This window comes from Psychrobacillus sp. BM2 (assembly GCF_048572895.1).
In the GTDB taxonomy this organism is placed as follows: Bacteria; Bacillota; Bacilli; order Bacillales_A; family Planococcaceae; genus Psychrobacillus.
Map to the genome: position 1 here is coordinate 2,294,493 of NZ_CP183878.1, position 17,347 is coordinate 2,311,839.

Annotated in this window: 18 protein-coding genes; 4 read left to right on the forward strand and 14 right to left on the reverse strand. The window is 35.6% G+C overall.

Going from position 1 to position 17,347, the window contains the following annotated elements:
• Positions 1–533: 533 nt before the first annotated feature.
• The 9 genes from phoU to ACN6MX_RS11265 form a co-directional block, all read right to left on the reverse strand.
• Entirely contained in the window at positions 534–1,193 is a 660-nt protein-coding gene (phoU, locus tag ACN6MX_RS11225) for a phosphate signaling complex protein PhoU (RefSeq protein WP_419959008.1), read from the reverse strand.
• A 19-nt stretch (positions 1,194–1,212) separates the two neighbouring features.
• Positions 1,213–2,013 (reverse strand): phosphate ABC transporter ATP-binding protein PstB, encoded by an 801-nt coding sequence (gene pstB, locus ACN6MX_RS11230; protein ID WP_419959009.1) that lies wholly within the window; start codon positions 2,011–2,013, stop codon positions 1,213–1,215.
• A 26-nt stretch (positions 2,014–2,039) separates the two neighbouring features.
• Positions 2,040–2,918: a phosphate ABC transporter permease PstA gene (gene pstA / locus ACN6MX_RS11235; protein ID WP_419959010.1), complete on the reverse strand. Its 879-nt coding sequence runs from the start codon at positions 2,916–2,918 to the stop codon at positions 2,040–2,042.
• A gap of 1 nt (position 2,919) precedes the next feature.
• Complete coding sequence (pstC, locus tag ACN6MX_RS11240; RefSeq protein WP_419959011.1) at positions 2,920–3,888, reverse strand: phosphate ABC transporter permease subunit PstC; 969 nt, start codon at positions 3,886–3,888, stop codon at positions 2,920–2,922.
• Positions 3,889–3,954: 66 nt separating this feature from the next.
• Positions 3,955–4,932 (reverse strand): PstS family phosphate ABC transporter substrate-binding protein, encoded by a 978-nt coding sequence (locus ACN6MX_RS11245; protein ID WP_419959012.1) that lies wholly within the window; start codon positions 4,930–4,932, stop codon positions 3,955–3,957.
• A gap of 521 nt (positions 4,933–5,453) precedes the next feature.
• On the reverse strand, positions 5,454–7,655 hold the full coding sequence (locus tag ACN6MX_RS11250; RefSeq protein ID WP_419959013.1) for a peptidoglycan D,D-transpeptidase FtsI family protein: 2,202 nt from the start codon (positions 7,653–7,655) through the stop codon (positions 5,454–5,456).
• 126 nt (positions 7,656–7,781) lie between these two features.
• A complete protein-coding gene (locus tag ACN6MX_RS11255) occupies positions 7,782–8,390 on the reverse strand; it encodes a superoxide dismutase (protein ID WP_419959014.1) in 609 nt (202 codons plus the stop codon).
• Between the two features lie 323 nt (positions 8,391–8,713).
• The gene (locus tag ACN6MX_RS11260) at positions 8,714–9,193 is read right to left on the reverse strand and encodes a DUF456 domain-containing protein (RefSeq protein ID WP_419962607.1); all 480 of its coding nucleotides are present in this window, start codon (positions 9,191–9,193) and stop codon (positions 8,714–8,716) included.
• Positions 9,193–10,824 carry a Na/Pi cotransporter family protein gene (locus ACN6MX_RS11265; protein ID WP_419959015.1) on the reverse strand — a complete coding sequence of 544 codons (1,632 nt, stop codon included), beginning with the start codon at positions 10,822–10,824 and terminating at the stop codon, positions 9,193–9,195. Before ACN6MX_RS11265 ends, ACN6MX_RS11260 begins: the two co-directional genes overlap by 1 nt.
• A gap of 344 nt (positions 10,825–11,168) precedes the next feature.
• Here ACN6MX_RS11265 and ACN6MX_RS11270 point away from each other — a divergent pair, with 344 nt between their 5' ends.
• The 4 genes from ACN6MX_RS11270 to ACN6MX_RS11285 all read left to right on the forward strand — a co-directional run bounded on the left by ACN6MX_RS11270 (position 11,169) and on the right by ACN6MX_RS11285 (position 13,676).
• The gene (locus ACN6MX_RS11270; protein WP_419962608.1) at positions 11,169–11,498 is read left to right on the forward strand and encodes a DUF1189 family protein; all 330 of its coding nucleotides are present in this window, start codon (positions 11,169–11,171) and stop codon (positions 11,496–11,498) included.
• A 49-nt stretch (positions 11,499–11,547) separates the two neighbouring features.
• Positions 11,548–11,868 carry a hypothetical protein gene (locus ACN6MX_RS11275; RefSeq protein WP_419959016.1) on the forward strand — a complete coding sequence of 107 codons (321 nt, stop codon included), beginning with the start codon at positions 11,548–11,550 and terminating at the stop codon, positions 11,866–11,868.
• A 92-nt stretch (positions 11,869–11,960) separates the two neighbouring features.
• Positions 11,961–13,085, forward strand: coding sequence for a flavodoxin-dependent (E)-4-hydroxy-3-methylbut-2-enyl-diphosphate synthase (gene ispG / locus ACN6MX_RS11280; RefSeq protein ID WP_419959017.1), 1,125 nt, complete (start codon positions 11,961–11,963; stop codon positions 13,083–13,085).
• Between the two features lie 12 nt (positions 13,086–13,097).
• A complete protein-coding gene (locus ACN6MX_RS11285; protein ID WP_419959018.1) occupies positions 13,098–13,676 on the forward strand; it encodes a hypothetical protein in 579 nt (192 codons plus the stop codon).
• A gap of 833 nt (positions 13,677–14,509) precedes the next feature.
• Here ACN6MX_RS11285 and ACN6MX_RS11290 read toward each other — a convergent pair.
• The 5 genes from ACN6MX_RS11290 to ACN6MX_RS11310 form a co-directional block, all read right to left on the reverse strand.
• Positions 14,510–14,896, reverse strand: a complete 387-nt coding sequence (locus ACN6MX_RS11290; protein WP_419959019.1) for a hypothetical protein — start codon at positions 14,894–14,896, stop codon at positions 14,510–14,512.
• Positions 14,896–15,102, reverse strand: coding sequence for a helix-turn-helix transcriptional regulator (locus tag ACN6MX_RS11295; RefSeq protein WP_419959020.1), 207 nt, complete (start codon positions 15,100–15,102; stop codon positions 14,896–14,898). Before ACN6MX_RS11295 ends, ACN6MX_RS11290 begins: the two co-directional genes overlap by 1 nt.
• Positions 15,103–15,193: 91 nt before the next feature.
• Complete coding sequence (locus ACN6MX_RS11300) at positions 15,194–15,604, reverse strand: Fur family transcriptional regulator (protein WP_419959021.1); 411 nt, start codon at positions 15,602–15,604, stop codon at positions 15,194–15,196.
• Complete coding sequence (locus ACN6MX_RS11305; protein WP_419959022.1) at positions 15,601–16,449, reverse strand: metal ABC transporter permease; 849 nt, start codon at positions 16,447–16,449, stop codon at positions 15,601–15,603. Before ACN6MX_RS11305 ends, ACN6MX_RS11300 begins: the two co-directional genes overlap by 4 nt.
• A complete protein-coding gene (locus ACN6MX_RS11310) occupies positions 16,446–17,213 on the reverse strand; it encodes a metal ABC transporter ATP-binding protein (RefSeq protein ID WP_419959023.1) in 768 nt (255 codons plus the stop codon). Before ACN6MX_RS11310 ends, ACN6MX_RS11305 begins: the two co-directional genes overlap by 4 nt.
• Between the last annotated feature and the right edge of the window lie 134 nt (positions 17,214–17,347).

Genomic DNA, 17,347 nt, shown 5'->3' on the forward strand with positions numbered 1-17,347 from the left:
TGGTTGTGACGTCCGTCACAACCAGCATCCCTTTTTTTCGGTAATTTTATGGCTTATGTCAGTCCATCATCCTTCTACTACTTTTAGAAACAGGTTAGTACGTTTTTGTTTAACTAAAGAAAAGATACGATTTTACTTCTAGCAGGAGCTCACGAAGATACAATTTCGTTCACTATTTCGCTTCTTTATTTAGTGAACACTTACTATTTCTCTTTCATTCCACTAACAATAAAGAAAATCTACCTTCCTCATCCCTCATAACAAAATAGTATAGCTTTTCTATAGACGGTTTTATCCCAATATTAAATTTGAGCTACCTTTTCATCTAAGCGATAAGCTATGTTAAATCTTATAGTAGATTACTACTCAATATATTGATTGTATTGGAAAGCGTCCGCCTGAAGCGAAAATTAGCAGTATTATTCATCCTCTTTAGTGCCATGAAGCCAGTGTTCACATTATCTTTTTAATCCTTTCTATTAAAAAGATAGGTACCTAAGTCAGGTACCTACCGTTTTTTATACAAACACGTATTAATTATTTAATTCGTAATGCTTTCCTTTTAATAAATATAAAAGTCGTTCTGCAATATTTGTTGCGTGGTCTGCTGATCTTTCTAAATAACGACACACAAATGATAATTGAGTAACCTGACTTAGCTGAGCGGGATTATTTACTCCTGCATTCAGAAGTGTTCGGATAATATGTCCGTACATTTCATCTACTTCATCATCCAATTTTGCTATGTTTTTCGCTTCATCCATATTCTCGTTCGTAAATGCATCGAGAACCTGTTTAAGCATTTTAATCGTTTTGATGCGCATGTCATCAAGCAAACCTATTGGTTCAATATGTTCATCTTTTCCAATACGTATGGTTTCCTTTGCAATATTACATGCATAATCACCAATTCGCTCCATATCAGCAGCAATTTTAACAAGCACCATTAATCTTCTTAAATCAGTTGCAACTGGTTGTTGTTTTGCTATTAACAAAATTACTCGATCATTCACTTCATCTTCCATACGGTTAATATGTTCATCATTATCAAGTATGGTAAGTGCACCTTCAATATCTTTCTCAAAAAGAAAGTTCATTGAATTGTCTAAAGTATCAATTGCTGTATTACTTAACTCAAGTAACAAAGACTGAACCTGCTGCAATTCTGCATCAAACTTCTCTCTTCCTACCATGTTTAAATAACCCCTTTCATCATCCAAAACGACCTGATATATAGTCCTCTGTCCGTTTATCTTCAGGCGTTGAAAAAATAACATCTGTTGTATCGAATTCTACAACTTCCCCATTCAAGAAAAAGGCTGTTTTATCCGAAATACGTGCTGCTTGTTGCATATTATGTGTCACGATAATAATTGAATACTCTTCTTTCAGCTCTTGTATTAATTCCTCTACTTTAAGTGTGGAAATTGGATCAAGTGCCGATGTCGGTTCATCCATTAGTATAACATCTGGTTCAATAGCAAGACATCTTGCTATACAAATACGTTGCTGTTGACCACCAGATAAACTATAAGCATTGGTTGATAAACGATCTTTCACTTCATCCCATATTGCTGCTCCACGTAAACTTTTCTCCACAATCTCGTCTAAAGTCTTTTTGTTTCTTATGCCGTGAATTCTCGGACCGTAAGCAATATTGTCATAAATCGACTTTGGAAATGGATTAGGTTTTTGGAAAACCATCCCCACTTTCGTGCGTAGTTCCTCTACTCCGTAATTGGCATCAAAGATGTTTCGTTCACGATAAAGGATTTCTCCGGACGTTTTAACTGTAGGTACTAATTCTACCATACGATTTAACGTTTTAATATAAGTTGACTTACCACAGCCGGATGGTCCAATTATAGCAGTAACTTCATTTTCTTTAATCTGTAAATCAATATTTTTAAGTGCGTGATGATTACCATACCATAAGTTTAACTTCTGTGTATCGTATACAATACTTGATGTTTCTATTTGACTTGCTGACCCTTTTTCTAACGATTGTACCATTTTAGTTCCTCCTAATATTCATCGGTTTAGTAGCGTTTTTGGAATTTATTTCGGATAAATATAGCAATTGAGTTCATAATTAGCAAGAAAATCATGAGCACAAGAATTCCCGCTGACGAAACATATTGGAAAGCCTCCTGTGGTCTTTTCGCCCAGTCATAAATTTGCATAGGGAGTGCAGTGAATTGGCTAAGTAAATTATCCGGTAGAAAGTGAACAATTACTGGAATACCAATTACTACTAAAGGTGCTGTCTCTCCTACTGCACGAGAAAGTGCTAAAATTGCACCTGTTAGTATGCCTGGTATAGCAGAAGGCAATACAATATTAATAATGGTTTGCCATTTTGTCGCTCCCATACCATATGAAGCCTCACGCACATCTTGCGGAACAGCTCTTATTGCCTCTTGCGCCCCAACAATAATGACTGGTAGTATTAGCAAACTCATTGTAAAGCCAGCAGCTAATACACTATTCCCAAGTGCTAAAGCCCGAACGAAAATCGTTAAACCTAGTAAACCAAACACTACTGATGGAACACCAGCAAGGTTAGAAATATTCATACGAATAAAATCATTTAATTTATTTTTTGTAGCATATTCTTCAAGATAAATAGCTGTCCCAACACCAAGAATAATAGATACTGGTGCAACTACACACATTAACCATATAGAACCAATCAATGCTGCTTTAATACCTGCTTTTTCAGGCACACGTGAACCGAAGTTTTGGAAGAATTCAGGTGTTAAATAACCTACTCCCTGAGAAATAATACGATAAAACAGCACTCCCAAAACTAATAAGGCAAATAACGTTGCTGCAAAAAATATCGTTTTGAAAATACGATTCACTATCAATCGTTTGTTCATTTTCTTTACAACTGCTTCATGATTCACATATCTCATATTAATACTCCTCCCGATACTTTTTGGAAATAACGTGAGCAAGATAGTTCATTAACAGGGTAAAGAGGAATAACGTAAATCCAACTGCATAAATCGAGTAATAAATAGTTGTTCCATATCCTGCATCACCCGAAGAAACTTGTACGATATACGCTGTCATTGTTTGAATTGAATCTGTCACATTAAGATCGAACTTTGGCGTAGATCCACCTGCTAGAGAAACAATCATTGTTTCACCAATTGCACGTGAAACTGCCAGCACTACCGAAGCAGTGATTCCAGAAAGTGCCGCTGGCAAAACTACCTTTAATGCTACTTCTAATTTAGTAGAGCCCATTGCTAAGGCACCTTCGCGAATTGAATTAGGAACGGAAGACATTGCATCTTCCGATAAGGATGCAATCATTGGTAAAACCATAACTCCTACCACAATCCCAGGACTTAGTGCATTAAAGATCTTTAAATCCGGTATAAACTGTTGAAGTAAAGGTGTAACAAATGTTAGTGCAAAGAAGCCGTATACAATAGTAGGAACTCCCGCCAACACCTCTAAAATAGGTTTAATAATTCTTCTTGTTTTATCTGAAGCATACTCACTTAAGAAAATTGCTGAAGCAATCCCAAACGGCACTGCAACGACAACAGCAATAGCTGTAACTTTTAACGTTCCTGCTATTAATGGCAATATACCAAATAATTGTTCAGTGTTAGCAAAAGGATACCACTGCGTACCGAATAAAAAGTCGGTAATTTTTATTTCTTTAAAAAATATGACCGTTTCTACAATTAATGTTCCAACAATTCCAAATGTCGTTAGGACAGAGACAGAAGCTATCAATAATAGAATAATTGGAATCATCTTTTCTATTATTTTCTTCTGTTTTTTGCCACTCGATTTCTGGATAAGCTCTTGTACTGAAGGCTTTTCAGCACTCTGCTTTTGACCCACGATGAATCCCCCTTTTACCATAACGCAAGAAATGAGTAGCTGGAGCTACCCATTCCTCACCTTTTCCGTTTACCTATTTAAAGCGACTTATTTTAAACCTTCTAGAGTAGATAGACCCTTATCATACTCAGCTTGTTCCAGACGAACATATCCTACAGCTTCAGCCATATCTCCAGCATTTTCAAGAGAATATTGGATAAAGTCATATAATGCAGCATTTTCTGCAAGTGCTTTGTTACTTACATATGTGAATAGTGGACGTGAAAGTGGAGAATATTCTCCAGATTCAATTGTTTCACTATTAGGCTCAACACCCTCAATTTTAACTGCTTTTAAAGTGTCTTGGTTAGCTAAGTAGTAAGCGTAGCCGAAGAAACCAATTGCATTTTTGTCAGCTTGAACACCTTGTACTAAAACGTTATCGTCTTCAGAAAGTGTTGCAGCTTTTACTAGATCTGCTTCATCAAGAATTACTTCATCGAAATAGTCATATGTTCCTGAATCTGTTCCAGGTGAGTAGAAGATAATTTCTTCATCTGGCCATTCAGCATTAATATCAGACCATTTTTTTGTTGTTCCATCTTCAATCCACATTTTCTTTAAGTCTTCTACTGTTACATCTTCAACCCAGTCATTATCTTTGCTTACTACTACTGTTAAACCATCGTTTGCAAGTTTAAATTCTGTAAAATCAATTCCTGCTGCTTCTAATTCTGCTTTTTCTTCATCTTTAATAGGACGAGAAGCATTAGAGAAATCTGTAGTACCAGCGATGAATTTTTCAAATCCTCCACCTGTTCCTGATACACCCACTGTTACTTTAACTTTATCTTGTACCGCTGCATATTCTTCAACTAGTGCTTCCATAATTGGTGCTACTGTACTTGAACCATCACCAGAAGCTTGTCCTTCAAGAACTGCTTCTTCCCCGGTATCACCTGTTGCAGCCTCTTCTGTTTTTGTGTCATTTTCAACTTCGTCTGTAGTTGTGTCATCTCCACAAGCTCCAAGTGCAAGTGCAGAACCAACCATTGTTGTCATCATAAAATATTTCCAGCTTTTCATCAGGTAAATCCCCCTATATGTTTTGTATTCTTTGTCTTACAAGCTTTACTTTAAAGGTTTTATATTTAGTCGGTGTGAATGTAATGTAAAGCTTTTGTAAATAGAATCGAATACGGGATCAAAAATTTAGGGGAGTTTATAGAGGGAAATCATTCATTTAGAAGAAAGTCTAGACTTTCTTAGAAGATCTGATTTGAAAAGTGGAAAATAAAAGGGAGCTTCCTATCTGGAATAGGTGATTCGACCGATTGTTCGTGGGATTCAACCGATTATGGCTGATATTCGACCGATTCTGCGGCTGATTCGATCGATTCTTTACTTTATAATGGTTAATAACAGATAATATGGAAACTAACCCTGTTCACATCGAAAAGATATGTCCTTAAGGGTATTTTATCCTTTTAATAAAAATGAAAACGCAAGAATGTTGTTAAACAAACATTCTTGCGTTTTCATTTGAACTGTTTTAATTGATAAGGACTTAATGGACAGCCCCCTCAACTCTTTTTTTTAGAGAGTAATTATTCCGTTTCTTCTTCATCTATTTTAGCATTTGTAAATGCCGGTTTTATAAGAGATGTTGAAGTTGCATCATTTACTTTTGTTGCATTATTTTTTTGCTTAATCTCAAAATATTTATCAACAAGTCTCCGTGCTATTGGAGTAGAAAAATTAGTTTTATATGACGATTCCAACGAAGCGTGTGGAATAACAAGTGCATATGCTATTTCCGGATTATCATATGGTGCAAACCCGATATGAGTTAAGTTTACAGTATCAAATGTTCGCCATAATTCTGCATCAAAATAACTTGACTGAGCAGTTCCTGTCTTTCCTCCCCCAGTAAATGGAGCGTTTGCAAAAGCGCTTCTTGCCGTTCCTCTACTACCAAAATACACGAGTTTCATGCCTTGACGAACCCGTTCGATTTCCTCGCGTGAGTTATCTACTGTATTTAATATATTTGGGGTCATTTCTTTCACTACTTTACCTAGTTGAACACCATCCTCAGAAGGCTCTCTAATTTCCTTGACTACATGAGGTTGAATTCTACTACCCCCATTAGCAAGAGTACTAGCAAATTGAGCTAGTTGCAATGTAGTGTACGTGTCAAACTGTCCAATACTCAAATCTAGTAGCTTACCATCTTCAAATCCACCCGTGCTTCCGTTCACTTCTCCAGGCAAATCAATACCGGTTAATGCTCCAAGACCAAGTTGAGCATAGCCACTTCTCATTTTAAGAAAGGCATCTGTTCCAAAGTTAATAGGCTGATTTGCTCGATAAGTACTGCCGGCAATCCCATAAGCGGTTTTAAACATATACACGTTGGAGGAACGCTCTAGTGCTTGCAAATCAGTCATCCGTATACTCCCAGATCGATTAAATACAGAGCTTTTAGGCTGCGAGCCCTTTATGCGGATTGGTTCATCCACTAGTGATGTTCCTATTTGTAATACACCCTCGCGATAACCAGTAAGTATTGTACCTGGTTTTACAGTTGATCCCACTTCATATGCATTAGTAAATGCACCAAATGCGTAATCTTGAATTTCTTTTACACCTGTTTCTCCATTTTTTCCAATTCGTTTACCTACTAATGAGAGTACTTCACCAGTATATGGATCCATCATGATAAAATAAGCATTTTGTAAATATTGAGCACCAGTGTTTTTACTAAATTTAAGTAGTTCTTCTGCTAGAATTTCTTCCTGTGCCAATTGAATTTCACTATCCATTGTTAACACTAGATCTTTACCTGGTTCTCCTTCATAAACAGTTTGAATATCAATAACTCTTCCTTTTCCATCCGTAATATTTTTGACGACACTCTTTTGACCCTGTAGTACTTCCTCATATTGTTGTTCAATATAACTTGTACCTACCCGATCATTTCGAGAATAGTCTCTAGATAGAAAATAATCTAATCGATCTTTTGGAATACCTACTTTTGGTAATGTAGTTGATCCTAATATAGCTAGTGAAGAAGTTTTTACCCTTCTCCAATCGGTTGTCGTATTAACTCCCTCTAATTCACCTAGTCTTTCTGAGACCCGTGCAAATTCTTCAACTGTGACCTCTTCTTTTACGTCATCTCCTTTAATAATCTGAGGAGATAATGCATATCCTGAAGCCATTTCTCTATAAATCGCAATTACTTCCATTTCATCCTTAGTAAAGGAATTTAATTGTTCTTCTGTTATTCTGCTTCTAGTCAAACGGTCGATTGCTCTATTTTTCTCTGTTTTTTCTAATTCTTCATCTGCTTCTATTTCTTTACGCTCTTTATCCGTCACCAACTCAAGTGCTTCCTCTGGATATTTCTTTAGCCAGAAATCTTGTAAATCACTTTTAGTAATCGCTTTTGTTTTCTTTTCTATTAATACACTTAATATTTCTGCAATTTCATACATATCTTTTGATTTCGTTGTTTGCATTTTAGTATATGTAATAGCTCTTTGTGGAAGATTATCTACCATTATTCGTCCTTCACTATCGAAAATTCGACCGCGGGGTACACTAGTATTTACCGGGACTTCTTCAGTTCGTGCTAATTCCTTTGTATATTCTTCTCCTTTGACAATCTGTAGATAGCCTAATCGTAATATTAACATTGTAAAAAGTACAAATATCGAGAAAAACAGTATGTTCATACGAAAAGTAATATTTGCTCGTTGTTTAGCCTTCATACTTTGTGCACGTTTATTTGGAGTTTTTCGCATGAGATCACCTTCTTTATTAAAAAATTTGCTTATGTACATTGTAACATAAAAAGCACACACTTTTAGACGAAAAAGTGTGTGCTAAGTTTCAATTGTTATGCAAGTTTGACTGCTAAACCAAAATAATTATTTTGAAGCAGCGAAACGTTTTGATACTTCATCCCAGTTTACTACATTCCAGAAAGAGCCGATGTAGTCAGGGCGACGGTTTTGATAGTTTAGATAGTAAGCATGTTCCCAAACATCTAATCCTAATAATGGAGTTTTACCTTCCATGATTGGTGAATCTTGGTTTGCTGTAGAAGAAACTTCTAATTCTCCGTTAGCTACTGATAACCAAGCCCAACCTGATCCAAAGCGAGTTGTAGCAGCTTTTGCAAACTCTTCTTTGAATGCATCAAAGCTACCGAATTTAGCGTCGATTGCTGAAGCTAGTTCACCAGTTGGGTTTCCGCCACCATTTGGTGAAAGAATTTGCCAAAATAGTGAATGGTTAGCATGTCCACCACCATTGTTGCGAACTGCAGTACGGATTGCTTCAGGAACAGCATCTAAATTAGCGATTAACTCTTCCACTGATTTGTCTTGTAGATCAGAATGATCTGCAAGTGCATTATTTACGTTTGTCACGTAAGTATTGTGGTGTTTAGTGTGATGAATATTCATCGTTTCTTTGTCGATATGTGGTTCTAGTGCATCATATGCGTAAGGTAATTCTGGTAATTCATATGCCATTATTATTTCCTCCTAAAGAATATTTTAGAAAATTCTTTTCCATGTATTAGCGTATCAAACTATGAGGAATCGTACAATTAAAATCACCTAAAATATTTTTTTTCATACTTTTGACTGAATTTATCCCGCATTAACAGGCAGTAATGAGTTCCCCTTCAACACTTTATCTAAGAATTGAAGCATTCGGTTTAGATCATCTATCTGTAAACGCCCGCGGTAAAACATAGACGAAATGCGCCGCGTCGTGTGGCTTCGTTTACGTGGATCGCTTCCTGCAAGCCAAAGGTCAACAGACGTTGGTCACTCAGTGTGGATGTTTCACATTATACATAGAGAACAAACACAATAAGCATAATGACTAAAATAATTATTTTTACTACTGAAGAAGTTAAAAATCCAATTAAAGACCCTAAACCCGACTTAATAGCTTGTTTGAAACCAAGTCGTGTAACGATTAATTCCGCAATAACAGCCCCGATAAATGGCCCTATTAAAATACCGGCTACCGGGATAATAAAGGGACCAAAGAGAAGTCCAATTGTACTACCCCACACACCTGCTTTAGTGCCCCCAAACTTTTTCACACCAAATGCATTTGCCGCCATATCTGCACTAAACAATAGTGCAACAAACAGAATTTGAATTACCCAAAATATCCATGTTAGCTCTGAAAATGAGAAGAATAAGCCATACATTACATATCCTAAAAGCATAAACACTACTGAAGGAATTATCGGATAGAACGTTCCGACAAAAGCAACGATGAAACATAAAATGATTAATATCCAACCGATTATATCTATCATATTCTTTTACCCAAGACTGCTTCCGCAATATTAGAAGCGTGATCGCCTATACGTTCTAAGTTGCTCAAAATATCTACAAACATAATTCCAGCTTGCCCAGAGCAATATCCTTCATTCACACGAAGTATGTGATTTTTTCTAAACTTACGTTCCATCTTATCAATCACATTTTCTTGTTCCGACACATTTTGCGCTAATTCGACATTGTTTGCATCAAATGCTTCCAACGTTTTCGAAACAGTTGCTATTGTAAGCTCAAACATTTCCGAAACATCTCTTATAGCATCTTCTGTAAGAAGTAAACGATGCACTTCTTTATACTCGATTAATTCAATGATATTTTCAAAATGATCACCAATTCTTTCAACATCCCGTACTGTATCCATTAAGATATTATGTCTAGCAGAGTCATGCACCGACAAAGACTGTGAGGAGATTTGTACTAAATAATCTGTAATTTTTTGATCTAAATTATTTAAAGCATCTTCTATTTGATAACCTAAGTCTGCTTCTTTTTTGTTATTCGTTTTTAAATAAGAATAAGTTGTTTCTAGTCCTTGAACACTTAATGCTCCCATACGCAATATTTCCTCCTTCGCTTGTCCGATTGCAATTGATGGTGATTGTTCAATAAAGTGTACATCTAAATGCTTTGGTTTATATTCTATTGATGTATCCTCCCCTGGGATAAGTTTAGTAACTAGGAAAGCCCAAACCCCGATAAGCGGGAATTGAATGATTGTATTCGCCACATTGAATGAGCCATGGGCAAAAGCAATTTGCATTTTATATTCCAAATTAAGCACTCTAGATATCCACTCGATATACAATGTAAAGGGTGCCAACAATATAAGAAATATTAGGGTGCCAACTACGTTAAAGAGTACATGTGTAGCTGCTGCACGCTTAGCTGCGATTGAAGCCCCTAAAGATGCAAGTACTGCTGTAATAGTTGTCCCAATATTATCTCCAAATAAAACTGGAAGAGAACCTTGTAAAGAAAGAAGATTTTCCGCATAAAGTCCTTGCAAAATTGCGACGGTTGCACTTGAACTTTGAACAATTAGTGTAAAAATAGTCCCTGCCATTACTCCAACGAAAGGACTATCACTCATGCTAAGTGTAAAATCAGTAAAGGCAGTCATTTCTCTAAGTGGCTTCATACCATCACTCATTAGTTCGAGTCCAAGGAATAATCCACCGAAGCCAAAAATTACTTCTCCTAAATTTTGAACTTTGTTTTTCTTAAAGAAGAACAAAAGAAATGCTCCAACTGCCATTATAGGTAAAGCATACCCACCAACGTCGAAGCCGATGATAAAAGCAGTAATAGTTGTGCCGATATTGGCACCCATAATTACGCCAATTGCTTGTCTAAGATTCATAAACCCCGCGCTTACTAATCCAACTGTTATAACCGTTGTGCCCGAACTAGACTGAATAAGAACTGTCACGATAATACCGACTAAAACACCCATAAAAGGGTTTGTTGTATACTTATCTAAAATGTCACGAAGTCTATCTCCCGCAGCTTTTTGAAGACCATCTCCCATATATTTGATGGCGAAAAGGAAAATACCCAGTCCACCCAAAAATTGAAAGAGCATTTCCTGCCAATTTAATTCCACTTAATTCTCAACTCCTGTTTTCGACAATTTTCACATATAACTTATTATTCATTAATTATGAATGCATTGTAAATAGATTAAAACACTCTTTACAATTTCTTAACAAAGTGACATTTCCTTTTTGTCTTCCCTTATTCTTTGATGTTAGAATATAGATGAAAGGGTGACACTACTTGAGTCTATATCAACTATTTAAATCTAGCTTACATAGTCCTAAAAAAATGGCCGCATTTCGGCTTATTCCCATTGGCAAGGTGATGCAATATATATTTAGTTATATATTTATTATGTCAATTATTTCCTTTGTTTATTTTATCAACGGAATTTCTGAGGAACAAGAATCGATGGAAGGTTTATTAGAATATTTTTCTCAGATTCAATGGCTCTTATATCCATTCTCCTTTTTGTTCTTATTTGTGCTTAATACTCTATTTATTTTTGTTCGAATTAGCATATTTGCATATATAGGAGGTATCTTTCTTCTCATGAGAAAAAGAAAAGGTGAGTTTCGTCATATTTGGAGAACAGCTCTATTCGCTAGTACTGTTCCAATGTTGCTAACTATCCTTTTTGCTCTATTAAATTTTTCGAATAACTATATTCAACTCTTAATCTATATCTTGAGTTTAGTAATTATCGTTTTAGCAACTAAATACTATCCAGTCAAAAGATAATACATAATCCCCCTTTATCATGCATAGATTAGGTTGAGGGGGTTTTTATATGAAAATATTCGTAGCAACTATTCTATTACTTATTTCTTTTTATATTGTAAAAGTAGATTTAATCGAGGGAACAATCCCACTTGCCTATTCTTCTCAGCCAGTTGAATGTGAAAAGGAATTAGATTATATTACAGTAGAAATTGTGGCGGGAGATACATTACAATCCTTATTCTCCCTGTATCCTTCTGTTGAATCTATCACCTTCACAGAGAGACTAACTGACTTTTATGATTTAAACCCACATTTTATTAATCAATCTTTCAAAGTAGGAGAAAAAGTTTATTTACCTACCTATACAACATCAACAGAATGTAAATAATGTAAAGAAGAGCGTTCTTTCTTGTCATTTCATTCGAAAGACTGATAAAATGATGATAATGATGGCATATGCCTCAAGAAGGAGAGAATTTCATGAGTGGAATAATTCATCGTTCCAAAACTCGTCCAGTACGAGTTGGAAACTTAACTATAGGTGGCAGTAATGAGCTATTTATACAAAGTATGACAACAACAAAAACACATGACGTAGAAGCAACTGTTGCTGAAATACTACGATTAGAGGAAGCGGGCTGTCAAATCGTACGTGTCGCTTGTCCAGATGAACGTGCAGCTTATTCAATCGGAGAGATAAAAAAACGTATTAATATCCCTTTAGTAGTGGATATACACTTTGACTATAAGTTAGCACTAATTGCAATTGAGCAAGGTGCCGATAAAATACGTATTAATCCAGGTAATATTGGTCGTAAAGAAAAAGTGGAAGCTGTTGTCAATGCAGCTAAAGCAAAAGGTATTCCAATTCGAATTGGGGTAAATGCTGGTTCCCTAGAAAGAAAAATTTTAGAAAAATACGGCTACCCAACTGCAGATGGAATGGTAGAAAGTGCGTTACATCATATTAAAATTCTAGAAGATTTAGACTTTCATGACATCATCGTCTCGATGAAAGCATCGGATGTAACACTTGCTGTTGAAGCTTACCGTAAAGCAGCAGAAGCATTTGACTACCCTCTTCACTTAGGAATTACTGAATCTGGTACTCTTTTCTCAGGTTCAATCAAAAGTGCTGCTGGTTTAGGAACACTGTTAAGTATGGGAATCGGTAACACAATGCGTGTGTCCTTAAGTGCAGACCCAGTTGAAGAAATTAAAGTTGCTCGCGAATTATTAAAAGTTTTCGGCCTATCTTCTAATTCAGCTACTTTAATCTCTTGTCCTACATGCGGGCGTATCGAAATCGACTTAATAAAAATCGCTAATGAAGTAGAAGAATACATCTCAAACATTAAAGCACCTCTTAAAGTAGCAGTACTAGGCTGCGCAGTTAATGGTCCTGGAGAAGCTCGTGAAGCTGATATAGGAATCGCAGGTGCACGTGGAGAAGGACTGTTATTCATGAAAGGCAAAACAGTTCGTAAAGTGCCTGAAGAAACAATGGTAGAGGAACTAAAAGTGGAAATAGATAAGCTAGCTGCAGAATATTTTGCAAATAAAGAACTAGAAGAACAACAAAAGCAAGAAAAACAACAAGCGTAAGGAATGGTGTAATTGACGAATATACGATTTGGTATCGATATAGACGGGACAGTAACATCCCCTACTTCTTTGCTTCCTCATATTAACGAAGCTTTTAAATGTAATTTACAGCTAGAGGATATTAAAGAATACGATTTAACAAAAGCATTTCCTGTAAGTCAGAAGGATTTCTACGAATGGTTTAAACAAGCAGAACCTAACATTTATGCTACTTCTCCAATTCAGCCAGATGCACATGCTGTATTATCTGCTTGGAAAGAAAAATACGAGTTGTATTTCATTTCAGCTCGTGGAGATAATGTAATGGATATTACATTAGAGTGGTTTAAACAACAAGAACTGTTATATGATCATATTGAATTAATTGGCACACATAACAAAATTGAAACCGCTCGTAAACATGGTGTTCATGCATTTTTTGAAGACAAACATGACAACGCGGTAGAAATTAGTGAGGAACTTGATATTCCGGTGTTATTGTTTAATACTCCGTATAATCAGTTGCCAGTTCCATCTCGCGTTATCCGAGTAAAAAACTGGATCGAAGCGAATAAATGGATTGAAAATGAATTTTCAATGTCTATAAAATAAATTTAAAGCTAACCTTTCTGAGGTTAGCCTTTTTTCATATATTATCTTAAATTTTTTCGGATATTTCAATAAGAAATAAGAAAAACCGGTCAAAGACGCCCGCGGTCCTTTAAATTCAAAACCTGTTTCTACCGTTTTCAGCAGGCTTTGGACAGACGAGTCGCTATATTATTACCGATTGATTTTTAAAGAAGCTGGTCGTGACGCAGTCACGACCAGCTTCTTTTTTTCCGGTAATCTTATGGCATTTGCCTGTCCGTCGCCCTCCTACAACTCTTAGAAACAGGTAAGTTCGTTTTTGGGTAACTAAAGATAAGATACTTCCTATCGATAGAACAAGCACACTAAGATGCAATTTCGTTCGCTATTTCGCTTCTTTATGAGTCAAACACTTACTATTTCTCTTTATTTCCACTAGCATAAAAGTTAATCTGCTTTCTTCCTCTATCATTGAATAATCGCATTTCTAATTAAAAGCAATTACAAATAAGTTGATCACTCTCTAAAATTTGACCAATCTTATCATCTAAGCGATATGCTATGCTAAATCCTCTAGGGGAGACTACACACTAATTGATTGCGGTGGAAGGTGGCGACTCCAGCAGGATGAGTGAGACAGATGAACCATTACAAGCGAACGCGGAGCGTCGGTGACGGTTCATCGCTCACCCTGCGGAACGCGTCCACCTGTAACGGAAATAAGTAGGATTATTTATGGGACATGTATAAGATCACTTAAGTCAAAACCTGTTTTCTTTCGTTTCCAGAACTTTATTGTAGTAGATTGATAATTTGATTTGTATTATTAGTATTTTAACTAGGTCAGTCATAACTTATAGATATTTCTTTACGTGTACGAATTGCACGATAGGATACGTAATATAGGAAATAGCCAGCGCAATAAATAATGTAAAATTCTGCCCCTTATTGATAAAAAAGAAATCAATTATCCACAAAACAAATAGAGAACCAAATACAATTTGATGACTTAAATAAGCACTATCACGAATAATTTTTTTACCTAATTCGTCCTTTTTAACATCTTTGCGTGCATGCCATGAAAAGAATTGTGCCCAACCAACAACTATTGCGATAATTAATAAAATCTCTGAAACACCAAATTCAGCATTCTCTATCTTAACGTAGCTCACTAAAGTAGCACCAAAATATAAAGTAATAGCTAGCATAAGAATAAGACCTACAACCTCTTTTTTACTCATTATTTGCTCCCCCCTCCTTCAAAAGAAAATAATTGGTCCACTGTCAAACTTAAATTTTGGGCCAATTGAAACGCTAAAACTAGACTAGGATCATATTTGTTATTTTCTATTTCATTAATCGTTTGTCTTGAAACTCCACAAAGCTTTGCTAGTTCATCCTGAGACAGTTTTTTTTCCTTACGTGCTCTTTTAATTATATTTTCCATTTAAACACCTCTTAATATGTCAAATATATTTGACATAATAAATATAAATAAAAAAATAGCGCAAACCATATGCTGGTTCACACTACTTTTGTCAATGACAGGAAGGGCAATTACCATAGATTTCAAACTTATGGTTTTCTATCTCGTAGCCAGGTATTGCATTTTGAAGGACTTCCATTGGACAAAATGGTATCTCTTTAATATTGCCACAGGACATGCAGATGAAATGATGATGATGATGATCAGCCTCACATTGCATTCTAAAATGCTTCTCTCCAGTAAGCTCGGTTTCTTCTAATATACCTAAATCTACAAATGTGCTTAAATTTCTATAAATTGTATCATAGCTCATTCCCGGATGTTCTTTTTTCATCACATTTAATATATCTTTTGCTGTAATATATTTTTCCGTTTCTGAGAAAATATTTAATATTTGCTCACGCTTATCAGTTTTTTTGAAACCTTTATTTTTTAGGATATCCCATGCTTTATCTATATTCATTGTGTAACAGCTCCCTTGCTTCCTATTTTTTTCGATAAAATAGTTAGAAGTAAAATGATAATAGACGTAACAACAATTGTTCCACCTGGTGCTAAATCTAAATAGAATGCACTTACTAAACCGACAATGACCGACAATTCACCGAATAATACAGATAGGAAAATTGCTTGTTTAAAGCTTTTTGATATACGCATAGCTGCAGCTACCGGTAATGTCATCAGTGAAGATACTAGTAATATACCTACAATGCGCATGGAACCTGCGATTACTAATGCAGTCACAATCATAAATAAAACATGAATCCATTTAGCTGGAATTCCAGAGGCTTTTGCATACTCCTCATCAAAAGAAAGAACAAATAATTCTTTAAAAAATAAACTTAAAAATACTATTACAATCAAAGCAATACCAATAATAATCCATAAATCCTGACGACTTACAGCAGACACAGAACCAAATAAATAACTAAATAAATCGGAACTAAATCCTTCTGCTAAAGAGATAAAAATTGCACCAAAACCAAGACCTGCAGACATGATTATAGGTATAGCAAGCTCCTCGTAGTGTTTATATAATCTTCTTAATCTTTCAATAAACAATGAGCCAGTTACCGATGCTACAATCCCTAAATATAGAGGGTTCAATAAGGCTAGGGCTCCAACTGATTGACTTAAATATAAGCTACCAGCAATACCTGCTAACGTAACATGACTCAATGCATCTGCTATTAAAGAAAGTCTGCGCACAACGATAAATACACCTAATAGTGGCGCAATAAAACCAATGATTAAGCCCGAAGAAAAGGCATTTTGTAAAAATTCATACCGTAAAATAGATTCAATCATGATTTTACCTCACTTTGATGATCGACTTTACGTACAGCATGTCCATACCAAGCCTCTAATTGTTCGTCACTCATCTGATCCATTTCATTTTTAAAGCCATGAAAATGAATTCGTCGATTCAAGCAGGCCACATGACTTATACTTTTGGAAACAGCATCGACATCGTGCGTAACCAATACAATTGTAATATTATGTTCCCGATTTAAGTGGCTTAACATATTATAAAACGATTTTACATTTTTACTATCTACTCCTACTGTTGGCTCGTCAAGTATTAATACCTTCGGATTACTGATTAACGCTCTCGCGATAAAGACCCGCTGTTGTTGTCCTCCCGAGAGATCGCCAATATTTTTCATAGAGAACTCGTCCATACCTACTGATTTTAGTGATTGCTTCACTAGTTTATCAACGTTTGAAGGATATCGATGAAATAATCCTGTTTTCTTCACTAAACCGCTTCTTACTACCTCTGATACAGTGGCTGGAAAACCAGTATTAAATGAATTAGATTTTTGCGAAACATACCCAATGCGTTCCTTATCTTTAAACTGATTAGTCGGCTTTCCAAAAAGTAGTACTTCCCCTTTTGTCGGCTTTAATAGTCCTAGTATTATTTTCAATAATGTAGATTTTCCAGAGCCATTTGGTCCAATAATCGCTAGAAAATCTCCTTCTTCTATCATTAGATTAATATCGATTAATGCCTTGGTTTGTTCGTACTGGTACGAAATATTGCGTAAGTTGATCAATGGAGTTTCCATTATTATGCCTCGATTCTAATTAAGAATGATTACGATTTACAAAGTTATAGTATAGTCCAAAATGCACCATGTGTAAATAAAAATTGCTTGAAAGGATGTTTTTTACGGATATCCATAAATTTGTTCAACAGTTA

What these genes read in the sequence shown, in the direction of transcription:
- ACN6MX_RS11250 (WP_419959013.1), bottom strand. Translation starts at nt 7,655, where the DNA reads ATGCGAAAAACTCCAAATAAACGTGCACAAAGTATGAAGGCTAAACAA.
- ACN6MX_RS11255 (WP_419959014.1), bottom strand. Translation starts at nt 8,390, where the DNA reads ATGGCATATGAATTACCAGAATTACCTTACGCATATGATGCACTAGAA.
- ACN6MX_RS11300 (WP_419959021.1), bottom strand. Translation starts at nt 15,604, where the DNA reads ATGAATATAGATAAAGCATGGGATATCCTAAAAAATAAAGGTTTCAAA.
- ispG (WP_419959017.1), top strand. Translation starts at nt 11,961, where the DNA reads ATGAGTGGAATAATTCATCGTTCCAAAACTCGTCCAGTACGAGTTGGA.
- pstB (WP_419959009.1), bottom strand. Translation starts at nt 2,013, where the DNA reads ATGGTACAATCGTTAGAAAAAGGGTCAGCAAGTCAAATAGAAACATCA.
- pstA (WP_419959010.1), bottom strand. Translation starts at nt 2,918, where the DNA reads ATGAGATATGTGAATCATGAAGCAGTTGTAAAGAAAATGAACAAACGA.
- ACN6MX_RS11270 (WP_419962608.1), top strand. Translation starts at nt 11,169, where the DNA reads ATGGAAGGTTTATTAGAATATTTTTCTCAGATTCAATGGCTCTTATAT.
- ACN6MX_RS11310 (WP_419959023.1), bottom strand. Translation starts at nt 17,213, where the DNA reads ATGGAAACTCCATTGATCAACTTACGCAATATTTCGTACCAGTACGAA.
- phoU (WP_419959008.1), bottom strand. Translation starts at nt 1,193, where the DNA reads ATGGTAGGAAGAGAGAAGTTTGATGCAGAATTGCAGCAGGTTCAGTCT.
- pstC (WP_419959011.1), bottom strand. Translation starts at nt 3,888, where the DNA reads ATGGTAAAAGGGGGATTCATCGTGGGTCAAAAGCAGAGTGCTGAAAAG.
- ACN6MX_RS11295 (WP_419959020.1), bottom strand. Translation starts at nt 15,102, where the DNA reads ATGGAAAATATAATTAAAAGAGCACGTAAGGAAAAAAAACTGTCTCAG.
- ACN6MX_RS11275 (WP_419959016.1), top strand. Translation starts at nt 11,548, where the DNA reads ATGAAAATATTCGTAGCAACTATTCTATTACTTATTTCTTTTTATATT.
- ACN6MX_RS11305 (WP_419959022.1), bottom strand. Translation starts at nt 16,449, where the DNA reads ATGATTGAATCTATTTTACGGTATGAATTTTTACAAAATGCCTTTTCT.
- ACN6MX_RS11245 (WP_419959012.1), bottom strand. Translation starts at nt 4,932, where the DNA reads ATGAAAAGCTGGAAATATTTTATGATGACAACAATGGTTGGTTCTGCA.
- ACN6MX_RS11290 (WP_419959019.1), bottom strand. Translation starts at nt 14,896, where the DNA reads ATGAGTAAAAAAGAGGTTGTAGGTCTTATTCTTATGCTAGCTATTACT.